The sequence below is a fragment of the Paenibacillus amylolyticus genome (assembly GCF_003719335.1).
Classification (GTDB): Bacteria; Bacillota; Bacilli; order Paenibacillales; family Paenibacillaceae; genus Paenibacillus; species Paenibacillus amylolyticus_D.
The window spans coordinates 409,641-427,645 of sequence record NZ_RIAS01000002.1 but is presented as its reverse complement, the minus strand read 5'-3'; the positions used below and the strand labels follow the sequence as shown (position 1 = coordinate 427,645).

20 protein-coding genes are annotated in these 18,005 nt (G+C 49.2%); 1 reads left to right on the top strand and 19 read right to left on the bottom strand.

The features are described 5' to 3' along the window. Nucleotides 1–34: 34 nt before the first annotated feature. The 18 genes from EC604_RS05640 to EC604_RS05555 form a co-directional block, all read right to left on the bottom strand. Entirely contained in the window at nucleotides 35–493 is a 459-nt protein-coding gene (locus tag EC604_RS05640) for a phage tail tube protein (RefSeq protein WP_017690162.1), read from the bottom strand. Between the two features lies 1 nt (nucleotide 494). Next, nucleotides 495–1,811 carry a phage tail sheath family protein gene (locus EC604_RS05635; RefSeq protein WP_123063192.1) on the bottom strand — a complete coding sequence of 439 codons (1,317 nt, stop codon included), beginning with the start codon at nucleotides 1,809–1,811 and terminating at the stop codon, nucleotides 495–497. After that, nucleotides 1,811–2,056, bottom strand: a complete 246-nt coding sequence (locus EC604_RS05630) for a hypothetical protein (protein WP_151458052.1) — start codon at nucleotides 2,054–2,056, stop codon at nucleotides 1,811–1,813. The genes EC604_RS05635 and EC604_RS05630 overlap by 1 nt, the downstream gene beginning before the upstream one ends. Nucleotides 2,057–2,086: 30 nt before the next feature. Then, nucleotides 2,087–2,515, bottom strand: coding sequence for a phage tail terminator family protein (locus EC604_RS05625; RefSeq protein WP_123063190.1), 429 nt, complete (start codon nucleotides 2,513–2,515; stop codon nucleotides 2,087–2,089). Between the two features lie 35 nt (nucleotides 2,516–2,550). Continuing rightward, nucleotides 2,551–2,859, bottom strand: coding sequence for a ComEA family DNA-binding protein (locus tag EC604_RS05620; RefSeq protein WP_123063189.1), 309 nt, complete (start codon nucleotides 2,857–2,859; stop codon nucleotides 2,551–2,553). Nucleotides 2,860–2,884: 25 nt separating this feature from the next. Continuing rightward, nucleotides 2,885–4,642: a tail fiber protein gene (locus tag EC604_RS30245; RefSeq protein ID WP_240036671.1), complete on the bottom strand. Its 1,758-nt coding sequence runs from the start codon at nucleotides 4,640–4,642 to the stop codon at nucleotides 2,885–2,887. Beyond that, a complete protein-coding gene (locus tag EC604_RS05610) occupies nucleotides 4,642–5,217 on the bottom strand; it encodes a YmfQ family protein (RefSeq protein ID WP_123063188.1) in 576 nt (191 codons plus the stop codon). Before EC604_RS05610 ends, EC604_RS30245 begins: the two co-directional genes overlap by 1 nt. After that, on the bottom strand, nucleotides 5,210–6,349 hold the full coding sequence (locus EC604_RS05605) for a baseplate J/gp47 family protein (RefSeq protein ID WP_123063187.1): 1,140 nt from the start codon (nucleotides 6,347–6,349) through the stop codon (nucleotides 5,210–5,212). Before EC604_RS05605 ends, EC604_RS05610 begins: the two co-directional genes overlap by 8 nt. A 4-nt stretch (nucleotides 6,350–6,353) precedes the next feature. After that, nucleotides 6,354–6,809, bottom strand: coding sequence for a DUF2634 domain-containing protein (locus EC604_RS05600; RefSeq protein WP_123063186.1), 456 nt, complete (start codon nucleotides 6,807–6,809; stop codon nucleotides 6,354–6,356). Next, a complete protein-coding gene (locus tag EC604_RS05595; RefSeq protein ID WP_123063185.1) occupies nucleotides 6,802–7,212 on the bottom strand; it encodes a hypothetical protein in 411 nt (136 codons plus the stop codon). Before EC604_RS05595 ends, EC604_RS05600 begins: the two co-directional genes overlap by 8 nt. After that, on the bottom strand, nucleotides 7,205–8,194 hold the full coding sequence (locus EC604_RS05590; protein WP_123063184.1) for an XkdQ/YqbQ family protein: 990 nt from the start codon (nucleotides 8,192–8,194) through the stop codon (nucleotides 7,205–7,207). The genes EC604_RS05595 and EC604_RS05590 overlap by 8 nt, the downstream gene beginning before the upstream one ends. Further along, nucleotides 8,191–8,823, bottom strand: a complete 633-nt coding sequence (locus EC604_RS05585; protein WP_123063419.1) for a LysM peptidoglycan-binding domain-containing protein — start codon at nucleotides 8,821–8,823, stop codon at nucleotides 8,191–8,193. The genes EC604_RS05590 and EC604_RS05585 overlap by 4 nt, the downstream gene beginning before the upstream one ends. Before the next feature lie 56 nt (nucleotides 8,824–8,879). Next, nucleotides 8,880–10,694, bottom strand: a complete 1,815-nt coding sequence (locus EC604_RS05580; RefSeq protein ID WP_123063183.1) for a hypothetical protein — start codon at nucleotides 10,692–10,694, stop codon at nucleotides 8,880–8,882. A 182-nt stretch (nucleotides 10,695–10,876) separates the two neighbouring features. After that, nucleotides 10,877–11,311, bottom strand: a complete 435-nt coding sequence (locus tag EC604_RS05575) for a phage tail assembly chaperone (RefSeq protein WP_090918338.1) — start codon at nucleotides 11,309–11,311, stop codon at nucleotides 10,877–10,879. A gap of 155 nt (nucleotides 11,312–11,466) precedes the next feature. Continuing rightward, nucleotides 11,467–11,874, bottom strand: a complete 408-nt coding sequence (locus EC604_RS05570) for a phage tail tube protein (protein ID WP_123063182.1) — start codon at nucleotides 11,872–11,874, stop codon at nucleotides 11,467–11,469. Nucleotides 11,875–12,072: 198 nt separating this feature from the next. Beyond that, the gene (locus EC604_RS05565) at nucleotides 12,073–13,536 is read right to left on the bottom strand and encodes a phage tail sheath subtilisin-like domain-containing protein (RefSeq protein ID WP_123063181.1); all 1,464 of its coding nucleotides are present in this window, start codon (nucleotides 13,534–13,536) and stop codon (nucleotides 12,073–12,075) included. Then, complete coding sequence (locus EC604_RS05560) at nucleotides 13,536–13,736, bottom strand: hypothetical protein (RefSeq protein ID WP_123063180.1); 201 nt, start codon at nucleotides 13,734–13,736, stop codon at nucleotides 13,536–13,538. Before EC604_RS05560 ends, EC604_RS05565 begins: the two co-directional genes overlap by 1 nt. A 185-nt stretch (nucleotides 13,737–13,921) precedes the next feature. After that, nucleotides 13,922–15,103, bottom strand: a complete 1,182-nt coding sequence (locus EC604_RS05555) for a hypothetical protein (protein WP_151458051.1) — start codon at nucleotides 15,101–15,103, stop codon at nucleotides 13,922–13,924. 235 nt (nucleotides 15,104–15,338) lie between these two features. Between EC604_RS05555 and EC604_RS05550 the strand changes: the two genes are divergently transcribed. Beyond that, the gene (locus EC604_RS05550) at nucleotides 15,339–15,815 is read left to right on the top strand and encodes a hypothetical protein (protein ID WP_123063178.1); all 477 of its coding nucleotides are present in this window, start codon (nucleotides 15,339–15,341) and stop codon (nucleotides 15,813–15,815) included. Nucleotides 15,816–15,910: 95 nt separating this feature from the next. On the opposite strand, the gene EC604_RS05545 is transcribed toward EC604_RS05550, so the two are convergent. Further along, the gene (locus EC604_RS05545; protein WP_123063177.1) at nucleotides 15,911–17,614 is read right to left on the bottom strand and encodes a DUF4127 family protein; all 1,704 of its coding nucleotides are present in this window, start codon (nucleotides 17,612–17,614) and stop codon (nucleotides 15,911–15,913) included. Between the last annotated feature and the right edge of the window lie 391 nt (nucleotides 17,615–18,005).

Genomic DNA, 18,005 nt, shown 5'->3' with positions numbered 1-18,005 from the left:
TTATCTTGGTTTACGCGCTAAACACATGTATCACTTATTTCGGAAGATTAAAGGATACAGGCATATCCACATCTTCAAACGTAAAGCTCACTTCTTCCTCCAGCGCCTCGGCTTCGGTATCCAGGGATGCCATGATTACACTGTCCAGGTTAACACCTTTGAGGGTCACAGTCTGTTTACCAATGGTGGACGATGGGTCTTCGTTGGTCACTTCAATGTCGAAGTAGGTATCCACGCCATTTTGCATGTACTGAAGCATCAGCTCGCGGAAACGGGAAGTTGTATAGAAAATCGTCATGGAACCTGAACCGGACCAGCCTGTTGCTTTGTGCTGCACGCCGCGGCGACCCAATGTTTTAACCTCTGCTTTTTGCTTCTCCACCGTTGCTTCCAGTGTCTTCACGTAGAACATTTCTTCCGTCTGTCCGTTAATGGTTGCATATGCACGGCCCTCTTGGCCGGAAATCGTGTCGCTTGCTTTCAAAAATGCCATCTTAAACCACCTTCACTTTCATGTATACTTTTTCAACGGAATCCACAGGTTGTACCTGCACTTCAATCAAAATACTGTCGGTTTCACTGCCCGGTAGCACGGTAATATCCGTTTTGGAGTCAAAATTCTGAATCGCTCCAATATCCTGAAGCTGCTTCAGATAGGTAACACATTGGGAGCGGAACAGGCTGCGTCCGTCCTCGTTGTTGTTTACTTTGCCGATATAGTAGGATTCGAAAATACGTTTCATGTCGTTAGCGATACCATCCAGAACACGCACCACACGGTTTTTGGCAAAATGACGTGCCTTATCCGGGGTTACGGAACGGAATGTGTTCACATCCTGCTCAACCAGCGCACGGTTGCTGCTCGCTGTAAATACAAACTCGCCGCTCCGCAGTGCCGCCTCTGTCTCGGTGTGTGTCAACCGTCCGTTTACATCCACAGCATCGTCATACGCACGGAAGGTTAGAGATTCGTTCAGGTTAGCCCCTGCTGTTGCACCGGCAGTCCAAGCTACCGTTTGTTTCGGTGTAAGGGCGGTACCGTCCGCAAGCACAACTCCATTTTTCACACTAATGACACCTTCATGATCCGCTGCTGGATAGTTAGAGAGCACCAGTTGTACCTTCTTGCCCTCAATATCGCGCAGACGCTTGATATATGCAGTGTAAACAGACTTCAGTGTTGCATCATCCGAGATCAGGCCAACCGTATTGAAATCAAGTACTTCCAGTTTGCTCAGGAAATCGGCATGCTCCTGGTTGATAGATGTACCATCATTACCTCCTGTTAGCGGAAGAGCAGCCGTATTCGTAAGTGTGCCTTCGCCAGTGAAGGTGATAAATGCATTGGATTGCAGTTGACCGATGTCGGACACCGTCTGTTTGTGCACTTCTTTGCCTGCCAGCAATGTAAATACATCAAATTGTTCCGGCTCATTCATATTTGCGGAAATGACAATCGCCAGATCATTCCCTCGTACACCGCCATGCTGAGCAGTTACTGTAAGGTTGTCCAATGTGGCCTTGGCTTTCGTTCCTGCATTAAGACGATATAAAAGTAGGGTCTGTGCACGTTTCAACGCTTCACGAATCAGCAACAATTGTGGTGCTGTCCAGTCATAACCGAGCTTGGCCTGTACATCTTCACCTGCCTGTACCGTCAGGATCGTATTAGCTTGCCCCCATGACATGGGAAGTGCCAAAGCCACCGTTCCTCGCTCTCCAACCGTTCCCGGTAAAGTGCCATCTGATGCAAAGTTCATATATACGCCGGGGCGTACCTTATTTTGAGTTGTCCATGTTCCTCCAGCCATTATTGTGCCTCCTCATTCATAAATTGTTGGATCTGTTGCTGTGCCTCTAGCACGGTGTACGTTTTCTCTTCCGATAGAACGGCTGCCAAAATATCTTTTTCCAACCGGCTAAACTGCCGGGCTTCGGCAAACTGTTCTTTCATGTATTGGGTATCGTTATGCTGCTGTTCTTTTTCTTCATGGTTCTCTCGATTTGTTGATTCTTTCTTGGTAAACATCGAAAGTGCGCCTCCTATTCCTCTCATAATAAGTCCCCCTAAAATAAGTTCATTTTGCTATGATGATTTCAAAGCAGTTGGTCGTTGTTCCAGCTGCTTCATTGGACCGGAGGACTCCGACACTTTGGTGGTTCGCATCGTGTAATACACCCATAGTTTGGGCGTCTCTCCCCACGCTTTCCATCGCAGCTCCGTTGCCCGATAGGGCGTACCTTCCACTTCGATTGTTTCCAGTGCTTCAAAGAGCTTGTCTGGCAAGTCTTCGGGAATGTTGCTCCCATCCAGCCACCGAATCTCGTAGATGTGAGATTGCACGAATCGATCACTGCGCTCACGAGTGAGTTTGGCAGCAAGTAGACGGTAGGTTAGGCCAGCTTTAGAGTCTGTAACAGGTACGGTACCACCATTTGCAGGTTGGATAGGAATGTTAGGGAAATGTTGTGTAAGCGTGCTTGCGATGGATTGGGTTAGTTGGTATGTTCTCATGGTTCACCTCCTTGAGTGGTTCAAATAGAGAACGTTCACACTACCGTGCTTTTGCCAATACCCTCAACCCTCATGAGGTCATACACGTCAATGTATGGTCGTCCATCTATGATACTTTGTGTGAGGATATCCCCGATGCCCGGCAGCGACTTTAAAGACTCGAAACTGCCGTTGTTTATATTTCCCCCCTGCAATACGCCATTATCTGCTTGATGTCCTATATTTATGTTGATGTTATTGGCGTTGTCGGGGATACCTCCATTCACATGCGCCATGATGCTTTCGAAGAAAGTCAATGCCAGCATGACGAAAATGAGTATGCGGTAAAAGCTTTCACGGCTCACAACGCCACGCCCCTTTTTATCTCTTTTACATAGACACAACACGTATATTGCGGTAATTAAAATTTACGTACCCCGTATCAGTATTGGATGACCATCCGCGGTAAATCCATCCAAGCTGCAACGGGCCAGCAAGGTTAAATCCAGATGGGCAAGCAGTTACCCGCATAGAGCCATATGAAGTTGCAGAACTATTTCCTGACTCAGATGTGTCTCTTGCGTAAGCCATCCCTGTAACTGTGTCAACGGTTAAACTTGTTAAATATGTGGTAAAAGCAGTAACCCCCGTTATGTTCCAAATAAGTCCTGCCGAATCCCGAATACCCACCCCCGCTTGGGAATTAGATACGCTACCAGTACCAATGTAACCCTTCATAGGTCGAGCGTCGTTGCCTTCATTTGATGCTAATGATATGAGTTTAGTACCTGCTGGGAAGCTTATAGCTGTCTCATACCAAGTAATTGAGCCTACATTAGGAGTAGTAACCCAAGCACCATAGCTGGTTAAAAGAGTGGACTGGTAGTTACCTTGCTGTATCGCATTTATCTTAGCTGCCAACGTTGCCCAAGTGTCATTTGTGGATGCACTGCCGCCCTTGGCGCTAATGGCATCCACTACTGCCTGTTTAGCATTAACGCCAGATTGCTTTACGGATTGCAGTGCACTAGCCATGTAAGCCATATCTCCCGTAAAGTCATACGGGACATCTTTGTTCGCCACATTGCGGAGATTCAGCCCAATACGGGCAAATCCTTTTGTTTGGTTGGCTGGTGCATTGGTGACTACAAGTCTTAATTTAATCTGGTTGACTCCAGCAGGAGTTGTAAAAGACAACTTTTTGCGATGCCACCACTTTTGCGGGTCAGCGGCTAGGGCAAACAAAGTCTCGCTGTTGGCTACGTTTTTTACCTCGATATGGACAATGGTATCAGGATACGAATTTAAGCTAAAAAACATAGCTTGTAAGTCGTAATTAGCGCTCGGGTAAACACTGATGTTAGCACTATCCAGTACAGCGTATTGGTTTTTTGGGACGGCATCGTTGGTGTAAAAAAATGAAGTTATATCAGGGCTGGAACTTGTTGAAATCGGATACGCTCCTGCGTTAGCCCAGCCTTCCAGCCCAAACAGTCCGGTAGAATTCCAGATCAGGTTGGTAGTCGGATTGTCATTAGGTTGCATAAAATCGTCTGTATTGGCTAACCGTTTAAGTACTGGAGTGAAAGCTGCTCCAGCAGTAGAGGCAACTGTCCCAGTATCGAACTCATAGATTTCGACTGCACTCGTCGGACTGCCAGTGTACAGCATATATATGCCTCTCGCCCCTAAGTTGGCGTGAGTGTTCGTATACCTGAATGTCCTTGGCGATCCACTAGGGTCTAAGTAACAATTGCTACCATACAAGACACTACCTCCAGCATCAGCGGAAAATGACCCCCACGTTTGGAAGTCAACTCTGCCCGTCAACGCCCCACCTGAACGCGGTAGACTTGCGCCTTTGGCGTTATTCTCCGCTGCCTGCCTTGCATCATTAACCGCCTTGGATGTCGCCGCGAGAGTTTGACTTGTGCTCTCCGTAGCGTTGCTTAGCTGCACCTTCCCTTTTTGCGTCAAAGACGCATCAGGAATGTCCATCTTGCTCACCGCTTCACGAAGTGCATCCAAATCGGCTTGCGTCGCAACGCCTGCGTCAATCTTTTCAAAAACTGCATTAATGCTCTCCCGACTCACAGTTTCATTTCCTAGCGGAAGAGGTAATTTCAAACGATCGGTTTCCTGTGGCATTACGCCCACACCTCCAGTTCATTCCACGTCAGGGACGCGGCATCAAGTTCATCCCAAGATTTCTGCTTCTTGTCCAGGTCATCCCAGACCAGATAACGGTATTTATATTCCACGGCCATGTGGGCCGGTTTTAGTTCGTCAATGGCTCGTTTGAGATCATCGATGTTAGGCGGAATACCCATTGTATCAACAAAACTCACCGTAAAACTCCACGCTTCCGGCTGGAACGTTACGTCTACCTTGCCCCCGGCATAGGCTTCTGCAACGTTTGCAACTTGTCTTCCAGAAAACTTACCTGCCCCGAGCAGCTTCGACTCCACCACAGCACGCCGCTGCTCCACAGGTTTGAGACGATCTGTTTCAATGCCAAGCTCCTGCTCCCAGAAGTCTAGCCCCCACGTCGCTGTGCGGACAAAAAACTGCTCCAGCGTCTCGTCCAGAGCCTGGTACAGCAAATCCATCTCACTGCCCTTGGCCTGCATATCGGCCTGCATCACACGCGAAGTCTCATAATATTGGGGCAAATAAGAGAACATCTCCCGGCCTTTCTCACTCATCAGTCCCACACTACTCATGCACATCCACCGTCCCCAGCACGGCCACCTGGCTGGCGTTCATCTCGATATTCTGGTCGCTTAAACCGTTCACGGTCAGCTCCGAATAGTCGATAATCGGCGGGATGTCCAGCAGAATCGCAGCAATGCGAGTGTAACGTACGAGTGGATCGGCAAAAGCAAGCTGCTTCAAATACGCCGTCACTCCGCGTTCGATTAATGCCCGGACATCCGCCAGCGTGGCATCACTTGCCAGTGTCAGCTTCACCTGAATGTTCATCGGCACTTCCTCTGCCGGCATCACCGTCACAACAGGGCCAGCCGGAGCAACGCCCTCACCTTGTCCATCCTGCGTGGGGTCAACGTACTTTTGCACCGCATCCACCAGATCGGTGCCCGCAGCGCGCTTGTCCGTATCCAGCAGATACAGCCCAACTGTGCCCGGCCCCTGCCACAGCGGGATTACTCGCGTTGCCCCAACGCCTGGCACTTCGCTCGCCCATTGCACATACTGTGCCTTGTTGCCGCTGGTTCCCTGGTTGCGGACTTTGGCATAAAATCGCTCCAATAGCGCGGTATCTGCCTCTAAGTCCGCACCGCCCTTGATGACGTCCGTGTTCACCACAGACGTCACGCCGCTTACCGGTGTAGACAGCACGGTTAACGTGCCTGCGGGTACATTGCTCTCTTTTCCGGCAACAAGAGCACGTACCCCTATACTTCCCAGACCATCCTCATCCAGCTCCACACGGCCCACCGTTTCATATTCCAGCGACGCTTCACCGGATACCTCATCTGCGAGCGTAGCTACAACCGTACCTGCTGGCACGACTTTCCCCGGCTCACCCGTAAATTTCACGGTGCCCTGTGCCGCCACCGCCGCCCGGCGCGTAATGCCATGTTCCCCTGCTCGCAAATCCAGCTCCTCCGAACGAAAATTCGGATCACTACTCGCCGCCGTACTGGCAAATCCGCGCCGCAGCAGCTCCTGCGCCCAAAGCGCCGCCTCGGACAGCATAAAGGCTACCGGAGCTTCCGCATCCCACAAAAACGACCCTTCCGACTTATCCAGATCCGCGGGCAGACGATCCAGCATACGCTGCATAATCTGTTCCTCCGTCTGGTCTTCCAAATAACGCGGAATCTCAGCCATCCCGTCAGATCACCTCACTTTCCAGAATAAACATCTCATCCTGCACACTCATCACCCGGCACGTAAACCCGCACTGCTCCCGGTCCCAATCAAATGTAAACTGATCGACCGTATCGGTACGTGGATCGGCGAGCAGCGTTTCCGTCACCATCCGGGCAATCTCACTTTCCATCACACCGCGGCTATCCCCCTGACCGACCAGATCCTCCAGTTCCGAACCGTAGTCCCGAGAATAGATCACATATCTGTACCGCGGAGTTTTCACCGCCTTGATACACCACTGTACCCAAGCTTCATGCGTATCTGCCGTGGCCACCTTGCCGCTGGGGGTCAGCACAAAATCACCAGCCTCATAGTCATAGCGCCAGCTTCGTCCAAAACGCACCTCTTCCGAGGCCACCCCGGACAGATCCTCTTCATCTCCCCAGACAATACCCGTGTCCGGAAACAAACTAGGCATTCGCACTCACCACCTTACACAGCACCACAATATCGTTCCCGCCATTCACCCGCATCGCCAGCACGCGATCCCCGGCTTTCAAACCTTTGCCCAAAGACCAGACTGCCTCTTCCACTTCCTCTTTTTGCAAAAGAAACCGTCCCGTGCCCGTCGTACCGCCGCCCGCCACATCAGATATCCCGGAAATCGCGCCAGTTATCTCGCGCTCCGGCAACCCCAGCGTGCCCGGTAACTCGGCCACGAGATAGTCCTGCACTTCGTGCTTGAAATCGTCCAGCTTCACACCGGACGCCGTGATCGTACCAAGCACCGCGCCCAAACCGCTCACGGCCTGACGGGAATGTGTGCTCATCGCTCCCCGCATCACATTGGCAAACTGCCCGTACGGATCTTCTTTATTCAAGGTAAAACCTCCTTTTCACCAGCTCCGCCGTGCCCAGCTCCAGCGTCATCGTGCCCGGCCCGGCTGACAGATCCCGGCTCACCGACATGACGATCAGCTTTAGACCTTTCAACGTGACCGCATCTCCTGCGCGAATCGTATTGATATCCGGAGCCGAGATCGTAAACGTCTCTTGAATACCTGTCAGTTTGCTTTTTGCCAGTTTTTTTGCGGCGGCGGTTGTTTTTACCTGATCGTCCTCGATCAGTTTTTGCAGTGTACCCAGTTGCTCTGTATCACTCTGCTCAATCGCTAACACTTTGGAAGGCACCTCTTTACCGCTACCGCCGGACTCAGACGCTGCCATCACCTTTACTTTCGTGACCGCGCCTTCGAGTGTACGCATCTGCGTCAGATCGATTATCCGATCCAGCGCGTGTACCTTCGTGTTGCTACCTACCTTGAACAACTGCAACCCGCCAGGCGTCATCCGCGGATGATACATGTCTCCCCCGGACTTGGCCGTTTCTTTCAGATCGGCAAATATCATCGAAAAAATCGTCTGTGACCGATACACCGCCTTACCCAGCTTCGTCTTGATCTCTGGCAACGTAGCCAAGGGAATTTTCCATTCCTTAGCGTACGCTTTAAGCCGTTGCACTGCCGTCTGATCCTTGGGAAACAGGAATTCGTCCTCCGATTTCTCAAGATAAATCATCCGGTCGTAGACCGTGAGGGACAAACGCTTGGTGCCGCTGTTCGAGCTTTCCGCTTCCCAGATGACCGCTGGATGGAGCAGGTAGACCACTGATTTTTCGCCAAAAGGAACCCCACTGATCCGCACCGCCATGCCTGGTGAAATCGAAGGCAGACCTGAAGAAGCAGACACGGCCAGCCGGATGTTCGCTTGATAGGCAATCTGATCAAGCGAGTCCTTCAGCGTAATCGTTTCGACAAGCTTGGTGATATCATATTTGTCATCGACAATGACCTTGTAAGTCATGGCATCACCAGCTTTTGCCCCGGCTTGATCCGGTTCGGATCACTGCCGATGATTTTCGTGTTGAGCTTGTAAATCTCGTTCCACTTGGAACTATTTCCAAGCTCAAACTTGGCTATTTTGGAGAGGGAATCCCCGGCTTTGACGGTGTATGTCTTGCTACTTTTTTTCAGATCAGTACGTGAACTAGCCTTACTCCCAGTAGCGCCTGAACCCATCTTCTCCACTTTGGAATCTCGCCACGTTCGCAGGGTCACGTCGAAATATATATCTCCCGGCTCCCCGCCGCGAAAACTCGAATTGAGTGAAATCAGAAACACAGGTACGTTCACTCCGGTTCCCGAGATGATAAAACGCATCGGTTGTTTGGAGATGAGAAAGTTGTTCAGCACATTCAGCGCCACGCGTGGATCTAGAAAATACTTCTCGTCCATGCAATAGGACGGATCATATACTTTTGGAAAAAAAGAAGAGAAGGTGATCTCCTTCACCTTCTCCCCTTGTGCAAAATCAAACTCGCCATGCTCCAGCATATTAATCGTTTCGTACCCCTTGGATCTGGAAATGTTGACTTCTTCCGGGTTCACCGGGAATACAAACGAAGTACTGCCGTCCTTCAACGTGAACGACATTTCATTAGGACCAACTTTATCTTCAAGTACAGACATATCTGCGGCCTCCTTTCTGCTTAGGCCATAATCGTTTTGCGATTTTGCATCGCCCGGCGGAGCTCGTTCGAGATCCGTTGCCCCACTTGTTGAGTCACAGCGTCGTAATCAATCGCGTTCTCCCGAACGGTCACTTGTACTGTGCCTGGTGCAACATTCACCGAAATCTGGTTGGTCGTTTCCGTTTTGAAATCCTTAAGGTAACCTGCCAAACTGCTCATCTGTTCTTCGGAAATACGCACGGTGAGCGGCGAAGCTTTACCGCTCGGCTGCCCCGTTTGATTTGTCGCCATCGCTTGGGATTGCATAACGCTTGTTCCCATCAAACCTACCGATGTTGATGAACCAAATCGATTGTTCATATAGGCTTCGGGTCCGGTGATCGATAGAAATTCTGGCCTGTATGATGGCGGCATCTGCGGTGTTGGAGGTACGGAAGGTGTTGAAGCGACTGTTACAGCGGGAGTGCCCTGTTCTTCTTTTTTCGATCCAAAACCGAAGAAATTAGAAAATCCCTCAGTAAGACTCTTTGTTTTCTCAGAGACGAAGTCAGCGGCACCCGATAATGCGTTCCCTAACCCTTCCGATGCATTGGAAACAAAGTTACCGATATCCTTTGCCTTATCTCCAATCCAGCCTCCCACTTCACCACCAGCCCAACCACCAACTGCACCACCAATATAAGTACCGATCCCCGGCAAAATAAAACTACCAATGGCGCTACCAATCGCCGTACCCGCCGTTCCGCCAATCATGTTCCCCACAGCACGGCCTCTTTCCTCGGCAGGTGCATTGGCGATATTAGCGACATCCGCCAACATGCTGATTGGACCAAGCAATTTCTTTGCACCTTTGGCAAAGCCACCACCCAACTTGCCTAACATGCCATCTCCCAAAAGGAGATCAGACATTCCCATTGGTGAAGAGGACATGAGTCCAGAAACTAGATTTGATCTTCTACCACCACCAATTCCCCGGTTTCGGTTCATATTTCTTGCTTCATTTACAGCACGATCCGAAGTGTCTGTAAGGATTCTGGGGACATTTGGCCTTGGCACAGCTGCAGGGCTCGATGCTCTCGAAGCAGATCTTCTTCCTCTTCCACCAGCCACTCTCCGAGTGGGCGCATTTCGAGAAACGTCTCCGCCATTTCTACTATTAGTGCGTGTTTGACGGTTACCTTTAGTTGCTGTTCTTCGAACACTTCCTACTCGACCACCGCCAGAGCAACAGCAACATTTAGCTGCAGGACTTGTGGTTGGATCAGTTGTATTACTCCCTTTCTTTTTAGTAAATAAGCCTTTAATTTTTTCGAATTTATCCACGAAGTTATCAATGAGATCATTAAAATTATTAGCCATTTCTACGTATTCATTGGCTTTCTCCAACCAACTCTTATCTTCTTCCTTCGCCACATTTTTCACTGTATTGTTGTTGTTCCCAATATTCAACGCCAACGATGGCCCGCTAGCCGGGATCATTTTCCCCATCGCCACTTCAACCTTTTGCTTCACCTCGACCGACACCGTTCCAGAAGCCTTTACTAACTGATTGCGGAAGCTATTCAGTTTGATCAGCGCACGATCCAAAGCCGGACTTAGCTGATCGTCCAATCCAATTCTCGGTGTGATCCGCAAGCGGCTCAAACGGACAGCTGTACTATAGATGCTTTCCAGTCTGCGTCCGGTGGTTCTCAGCTCATCATTCACTTTGATCAGCCCTTGATACCGAACCCGGTTCAAGCGATCTGTAGAACGTTGAATCTGATCGAGGTAACGAAGCGTCGTTTTCATTTGTGTGTTCGACTGGGATAACCCGATAATCATTTCTGCCATTTGTTTCACCTCCTGCCTTTTCAATTAACGATTCATTTGAGCAGATATTGCCGCCATCTCTTCTTCCGAGAACGCGAGCAACAACGAGCGCTCCCCGCGCGGCAAAGACCAGAACTCTCCGGGACGGAGATGATGACGCACCCACATGTGATATAGGAACGTGGTCATCCCGCCGGAGTGAATCAGTTTTTTAGGTCTTCAATCTCCACGCCGAAGCCGGACAGTTCAAGCACTTTATCCCCAACCGCATCCAGTTCACCAGCCAGCAACATACGGCGCACCGCCTGCTCTCCACCCGACAGCTTCATCCGTCCTGTGATGCGATTGTCTCCCCAGCCGGACAGCTCCAGTCCGCGGACACTCATTTTCACCGTGGCCTCGGAGATCAGCAGGGCGTTAAACGTTTCGGTATCCACCTTTTCCTCGGTGCGGCCTTTTGTCGTTTTGCGGATCGTACAGCGCTCGCGAATCTGGTCTACTTTGGAAGACGTCAATCCGCGCAAGGTGAGCAGCAGATCCAGACGCTGGATACGCACATTTTCTTCTGGCAGACGTTCTGCCGCTTCAAACAACTGATCTAAAATCTGCTCTTCGGACAAATTTTCATTCATACTCATCGGTTAAAATCTCCTTTTTCTCATGTATTCTCTGAATTCGATGTGCTTCCGTGTGTATTTCATAATCATCTCAAGACACAAAAAGACCGAGGGGTTCTCGGTCTGCTTCAGTGTCCTTGCTTATTGTGAACAAGTTCAATAACCTTTCATAAAAATCAGTTCGCTACAATCGGATTCAGCAATTCGAACCCTTCAAAGGTAAAGCCCGTTTCTTCCGGCACTTCCTCACCTGCCGTCCAGTTCGCCAGCTGAATTTTATCTACCATGCAACCTTTCAACAGTACACTTTCATGTCCGTACGACTCGGGATCATCCAGCTTGGAGATAATTTGAAATTTGGTAAAGCCGCGCTTGATCATATCGGACGTAACCTTGTAACCTGTCATCGTACCTGTACCTTTTTTAGCACCGTTTTTGTGAACCTTCCACTCGTTGCCGACCAGATTCAGCTCACGTTTCTCAATCTCTACGCTGGCCTCCAGCTTGTTAATATTGGTCTGCCACACACCATCCATATGCAATTGACCGTGGGTACCGAGAATCACTCTTGATGCATCCAACATGTATATTTCCTCCTTATTATGGTTGAGTGGTTATTGTTCACATATCATAACGACGCCATCAGAAATCCTCCGAATCACTGTATCCCTAGAATTTCGCTGTCCTCTCCGTTATTCGTGTAAACCAACCACTCAACATGTCCTTCTACTTTTTCACAAAACTATCTACTAGCCTGTTAGCCTGTTATCAAGCCTTTTACCTTATTGCACGTAAAACGTACCAAACAACTGCTCCATCACATCCGTCAGCTTCACATTCCATTGCAGGAATACCTGATCTGCCTCCGGTTTCAGCACAGGAACATCACCGTAATACGCCGGGTCGAGAACAACATCATACCCTTCGGCTTCGATAACATTACTCTGTGCAAGCAACGCCAAATAGGCCTTCATCGCACCAATCAGTGCCTGACGACCTTCTTCGGTATTGTTCACTTTGCCGATATACGTATCTTCTGCGGAGCGCTGCAAATCTGTATTAATCACATCCATGACCCGGATCGACCGGATTTTTTTCCACGCATTATTTTGTCCGGCAGCAGGGGTAACCAGAGTATTCACGCCACGAAGAGCTTTAACCCGTCGTCCATCGTGGAAGAAAATAAATACGCCATTCTGTACAGCCTGCTCCTGTTCGGCGCGTGTCCAGCGGCGTGTAACATCATCGAACGGTGCTGCCGCATATGTCGTGGATTCGTTCAGACGTTGTCCGGCGATAAGACCCGCAACATAAGCAGAGGTCTGTGCGGAGCTATAGAAAGCATCGCCCAAACGCACGCCCGTGCCCACATTAATCACACCTTCATGGTTCAGCGTAAGAGAGCGTGCTGCAGCCTTCTGAGCTGCCGAAGCAGACGTATCATCTGCCGTAGAGCCACCGAATACGGCCATGACTGGCTTGCCTTCACTGCGTACCCGTTTGACCCATGCCGCAAAGCTCGCAAGCAACGCTGCATCCGCCGCATGATCCAGGGCAAGCACATCAAACTGCTCTCCTTCCAGCGCGCCCTGCAAAGCAATGTACTCTGCATTCGTCAGTGCATCATTGCCGCTTACACCACCTTTGAAAGCCGCACCCGATACGTTCGCAACCTCCCCAGTCCCTTCTCCAATCGCCTGAGCCGTGATCCATAGATTTTGCTCATCGGCATTGATCTCTTTGGCAAGGGCTGCCGCTGTAACATCTGCCGTCAAGAGAGCATACAGCATGCGGTTGCCTTCAAACAGGCGCACTTCAAACTTCGTATTGTCGATCACACCCGGCTGAATCGTTACATAGAAGCCATTCGCACGGTCGCCCGGATATTTTGCATCAATCTGGAGCACATCAGCACCACCGCCGTCCTTCAACGTCAGCGTGGCTGCTTTCGCTGCAGAACTTGCCACCCGATAAGCGAGCAGTTTCTTCGGTCCGCCGAGCAAAGCCAGTTTCAAAGATGTATAAGCCGTACCGTTATCCATTGCATCGGCCGCAAATGTACGTTCAATTGCCGTTTCACTGCTTACTTCCACAAACGTGCCCACCGGACCCCAGTTAGCCTTGACCGGCACAACGACCGTTCCACGACTGCCTGCCTGAATTGCTGAAGACGCTGCCGCCTGAAAATTCATATACAAACCCGGAAGGACCGGACGATTTGTTTGTTCCCAAGTTCCACCTGCCATTATTCATTCACCTTCGCTTTCAAAAATTGGTTGATTCTTGCCTGTGCTTCTTCAATGGAAAACGTCTGTTGCGCCGCTTCGTGCAGCGCACCAGCCAGCACCTCTGCCTTCACGGCAAAGAGGGCTTCCGAATGATTCATCAGTTCAGCCCGCGTATACTGCGGGGAAACTGGTGACTTTTTTTTCATAAAGCTTGCCATGTATTTCTCACCTCGTTGGTTTAACAAAGTTCAAATGATCTCGTCTCACCTATTAATTTTTAATCCTATAATCGATGAAATATCTACTTTTGAAGCAGTCTTTCTGATACTAATCAGTCTACAAAAGCTACGATATAAAACGATCTGAAACTACCCGTTAGTGATAGCTTCTCTGGGACTTACTTTTACTCTATTCCTTTGTTATGGTGGATCTCACGCATAAGCGGTGCACTTGTAACCGGACGACGGATACGCTGTGTTAATGTCAGACGAATCTGTCCATTCAGATACGCATCGGCTTGCAAATCTGCTGTTACCTCATCTACTGTCACATACCGTGTATGACTCTCGCCCATCGCGTTAGCTCCAGCTTCCTCGTTATCCAATGGAGTCATTGGAATCCGCGATTGAAGTGCCAATTGCTGGACCAGGTGGCTTGCCGCCTGATCTGTCAGACCTGTATCATCGGTGAGAACATGCCCGATCCACTGTTTGCGTACTTCAAGCGCCGATGTTCCGGCCACTGCGGTACTGTACCCGCTTAAACGCCACAGTACAGACGGCATCCTATACCCACCTGGCCAACTATTGGCATACACAGACCAATTCGATCCCAGCTTGTTCGCTGTCCATAGCTGCAAAGCAACAAGCCAAGGATCACCCGTGACAGGGTTATTCCCGGCGGCGCCTTGCGGTTCAGGAACGTATACACCAAAACGTAAACTACGCGTAACCATACCCGATCCACTATCAACACGGTCACTGTCCGTTGAACCCAGATAGAGGCAGGTAAAAGCTTCACCTTGCTCATCTTCCAGCCGAACCTGATGCAAGCCTGCGATTAACTCTGCTGACCAAGCCTCCACCTGCTCTGCACCCCCGTCTTCCGATCGGGCATACGGTGAAATCTTGATGATTCTCCTGTATCCTGCCCAGGTTGACTTGGGCACTTCTTCAGCAAAAGCAATCACTGCACATGGGCCAGACAGCACTTCACCCGAAGCAGGAATATCCTGCACGCGGCCTTCCCAAGCAGGTATGAGAGTTGCAAGCTTCTGCTTTAACGTCTTTTTGATACGTGTACTTAGTCTGATCTCTGATATCCTGATCTCTGATACACCATTGCTAATTTCGTGGCTTTGCTCATTGTTCATTTTATTGCTCGTTTCACTGTTCATTTCATGTCGAATAGACACATTCATTTCGCCCCCTTCCGCCGTAAAAGTGAATGCTGCCCGCATGTTACAGCAACCATGTGGCAGTTCGGGATTCCCCCTTTTTCCCACACTCCGTGTAGAAACCGGATCAAAATGCAGGGACAACTTCACCGCATCAAAAAGACCAGCCCTATTGACTGGTCTGTACATTAGCGTATGTGCTTTCGGTGTGTCCCTCGGCAATGGATCCGATAATACTATCTTACAGCCTTTTTACCCTACCGCGGATGGTGATTGGGTTGACTTGTGCGCGAATAAGGGAGGAAGTTGGGCGGTAAAAAGACGACACTTCTTATGTGACTTTTTTCTCTAAAGATAGACAATTAAATGTTAAAAATATACCATTAATAAAGTGATCGTGTTCTATTAGAGTGGAGGCGATTAAATGAAAAAATCTGATCTATTTTACATCTGGGTGTTCATCTCAAGTTATTTGGCAGGCGTAGTTGCGTATACCTTGGGTTTATTTCTACTTTATGATGAAAAAATGAGTGGTTGGGGACAACTTCTCATGTGGACCGCCCCCTCTTTTTTCACAGTAACTTTGCTATTATTTCTCTTATCCATTCTTCTATTGAAATGGATAAATAAGTACTTTCTTTGGACACAAACGCTGTTATTCGCACTTGCAGCCATTGTCCCCGTATATTCGATCCCTGTTCTTTCTGGATTTTGGAACTTTACAAGCATTGCTTTTCTATTTTCTCCAGAAGGAAGGTTATTCTACCTATTTTTCTTTATCTCGTCTCTCATGTCTTCTTATGGGGTATGGATCGCACATAAGCGTCACAGTTATAAATCATTTCTCATACTTTCTTTTGTTGTAGCTATGATGTTCGTCATTATAGCTGCTTGGCATTGAGAATCAGAAAGCGAGCTACCGTTTATGAGTAGCTCGCTCTATTTGTTCTCAACTTGAATTGCAGTCCATTTCTTCTGTCATTCTAAAACATGATTTTAGTTCAGCCTTGCTTGCGGGCTCAGCGTAATTTCAAACGCACGTCCCCAAATGAAATCCGGATTGTTGTATTCCAACAATTCACCATGATAAGTTGCATACGTCAGTTGCCCGTCACAGATTCGGCGAATGGCCGGGTTGCCTTGCCCGAAAGCCGGTTTGCTTGCCAGTTCAGCGGTGTGTGTCTGCATAAGGTCACGCAGCAAGCTTTGCAGATGAGCGTAATCCTCTTCCGAGTTAAACAGCAGCATATTCTGATCCGCCAGTGTTGCTACATTGGTATACAGTGCATGCGCACGCGAATAGGTACGAACATCGGCAATGGCTACCGCTTTGTAGCTGTAGTCCTTCAGGAAACGTTTGAACAACAGCGAGCCGTGTGCATTCATGGCATCCCGCAGCTTATATTCATGCTTTTCAGTCGTGATCAGTGCAAATCTCGATTGTGCCATGCCAACCGCAAGACCAATTTTGTTCCCCGGTGTATTCCAGGCACTGTATCCAAGTACGCGTCCGGTATATGGACTATTCAGCAACGCTTCAGCCACATCGACATTCGCAGGCCCTTTACCCACAAAATCAATCAGGATCGAAGGCAACCCCTGTTCCCCATTCGTTGCCAAACGCTCCACTGCCGCCTGTGCCTGGTCAAGCGCCGTAATAGCAATGATCTCCATATCCAACGTAGAATCTGCCCCATCCTCAATCATAACACCACCGACAATATCGACGTGATGCACCACATTTTGATGCACATCCATATATTCGTAGGTATTGATGATCGTCGAGCCGTGTGGCCCGTAATACTTCACACCATATTTCGTTTTCGCTCCGCCCCTGAATAACTGGTTCGCCATTCGAGCGACTAGAGCATGTCCCAGACCGTCGGCATCCGGCAAAATAATCGCACGATCCGGGTTCTGTCCATCCGTGCCGCCAAGCCATTCGTTAATCCGTGCTTCGACATACTTGATCTCGTTGATCTGAACCCCTTGGGTATTCGCATCATCCACACCAACGGCAAGGAAATCAATATAACCCGTACGAGCCAGTTGATCCAGAATGTAACGATTGGTTTTGAACTTGTGCTGTCTTGTATTATAGTATTTCGGTTTATCAAAATAAGTGGTCTCCCCATACTCTACTCCATCTGGAGAAACGTTATATCCTTGAATAATATCTTCAAACTCCGTGAAGGTCTGGCGTGGTTGCTGCATCAGAGAGCGAGATTCATTATAGGCATCCAGTGCCAAACCATCTGCAAATGAAGTGGTTGCAAGCCGCATAATCGTATCCATCACAAACAGCGGTTTGCGAGGGTACTTCGTTTTAATTATTCGAATGACATCCAGCAAATGAGTGGTTTGCTCGTCATATGACGGATACGTTCCCCCGCCGTTTTCGCGAAGCTGACGACTGCCGATTAATCCGCCATAAGCAAGCATATCCGTTGAAATAATGAAACCATCTGCCTTCGCTGCATGTTTGACAATGAAATCATAAATGTTGGACGGATTCCCGTAAACGGGCGTCGAAGTGCCCAGCAGCGTTGTGCCGTCGGTCGTCTTCTTCGTATCCAAACGGTTCTTGATATCTTTCAGGCTGGGTGTAACGATGTGAAGACCGGCTGCTTTCCCTTGGACAATGACGTCATCCAGATTCGCCGGACGATCATCGAGTGGTACATACAATACTGTTTTCATATCATGTATCCTCCTGTTTTTTGATATTCTTCAATACCCGATCAGGGCAAGGGCGCAATCACCGAAATGAAAAAAACCAGCATTTTGCTGGCCTGATCTTTTTCTGCGTGAGCTACTTTTCCGTCTCTTGCACATCGTTTAGACTTTGTGCGCTACACGCTACAAACTGCACGGCACATTGCTTCCCTTGCTTCTGATCCGATACTATCATCTTACCTTCTTTTCTCCCTCACGTAGACGGTATTGCGGATGAATTACGCCGATCTGTCGTCGGTTTTATGAGAAATAGTGCGGCTCTACCGAAAAAGCACCTGCCGCTTGGGCAAGTGCTTTTCTAAGCTAATCTTTTTAAGTTGTTCGTTATTCAAGGATTCCGGTTTAATCCATATAT

Excerpts from the sequence above, each read along its gene's own strand:
- EC604_RS05640 (WP_017690162.1), bottom strand. The coding sequence starts at position 493 with ATGGCATTTTTGAAAGCAAGCGACACGATTTCCGGCCAAGAGGGCCGT.
- EC604_RS05625 (WP_123063190.1), bottom strand. The coding sequence starts at position 2,515 with ATGAGAACATACCAACTAACCCAATCCATCGCAAGCACGCTTACACAA.
- EC604_RS05610 (WP_123063188.1), bottom strand. The coding sequence starts at position 5,217 with ATGAGTAGTGTGGGACTGATGAGTGAGAAAGGCCGGGAGATGTTCTCT.
- EC604_RS05570 (WP_123063182.1), bottom strand. The coding sequence starts at position 11,874 with ATGTTGGATGCATCAAGAGTGATTCTCGGTACCCACGGTCAATTGCAT.
- EC604_RS05575 (WP_090918338.1), bottom strand. The coding sequence starts at position 11,311 with ATGAGTATGAATGAAAATTTGTCCGAAGAGCAGATTTTAGATCAGTTG.
- EC604_RS05560 (WP_123063180.1), bottom strand. The coding sequence starts at position 13,736 with ATGGCAAGCTTTATGAAAAAAAAGTCACCAGTTTCCCCGCAGTATACG.
- EC604_RS05555 (WP_151458051.1), bottom strand. The coding sequence starts at position 15,103 with ATGTACAGACCAGTCAATAGGGCTGGTCTTTTTGATGCGGTGAAGTTG.
- EC604_RS05545 (WP_123063177.1), bottom strand. The coding sequence starts at position 17,614 with ATGAAAACAGTATTGTATGTACCACTCGATGATCGTCCGGCGAATCTG.
- EC604_RS05630 (WP_151458052.1), bottom strand. The coding sequence starts at position 2,056 with ATGAGAGGAATAGGAGGCGCACTTTCGATGTTTACCAAGAAAGAATCA.
- EC604_RS05605 (WP_123063187.1), bottom strand. The coding sequence starts at position 6,349 with ATGGCTGAGATTCCGCGTTATTTGGAAGACCAGACGGAGGAACAGATT.
- EC604_RS05565 (WP_123063181.1), bottom strand. The coding sequence starts at position 13,536 with ATGGCAGGTGGAACTTGGGAACAAACAAATCGTCCGGTCCTTCCGGGT.
- EC604_RS05550 (WP_123063178.1), top strand. The coding sequence starts at position 15,339 with ATGAAAAAATCTGATCTATTTTACATCTGGGTGTTCATCTCAAGTTAT.
- EC604_RS05590 (WP_123063184.1), bottom strand. The coding sequence starts at position 8,194 with ATGACTTACAAGGTCATTGTCGATGACAAATATGATATCACCAAGCTT.
- EC604_RS05580 (WP_123063183.1), bottom strand. The coding sequence starts at position 10,694 with ATGGCAGAAATGATTATCGGGTTATCCCAGTCGAACACACAAATGAAA.
- EC604_RS05585 (WP_123063419.1), bottom strand. The coding sequence starts at position 8,823 with ATGTCGTTCACGTTGAAGGACGGCAGTACTTCGTTTGTATTCCCGGTG.
- EC604_RS05600 (WP_123063186.1), bottom strand. The coding sequence starts at position 6,809 with ATGCCTAGTTTGTTTCCGGACACGGGTATTGTCTGGGGAGATGAAGAG.
- EC604_RS30245 (WP_240036671.1), bottom strand. The coding sequence starts at position 4,642 with ATGCCACAGGAAACCGATCGTTTGAAATTACCTCTTCCGCTAGGAAAT.
- EC604_RS05635 (WP_123063192.1), bottom strand. The coding sequence starts at position 1,811 with ATGGCTGGAGGAACATGGACAACTCAAAATAAGGTACGCCCCGGCGTA.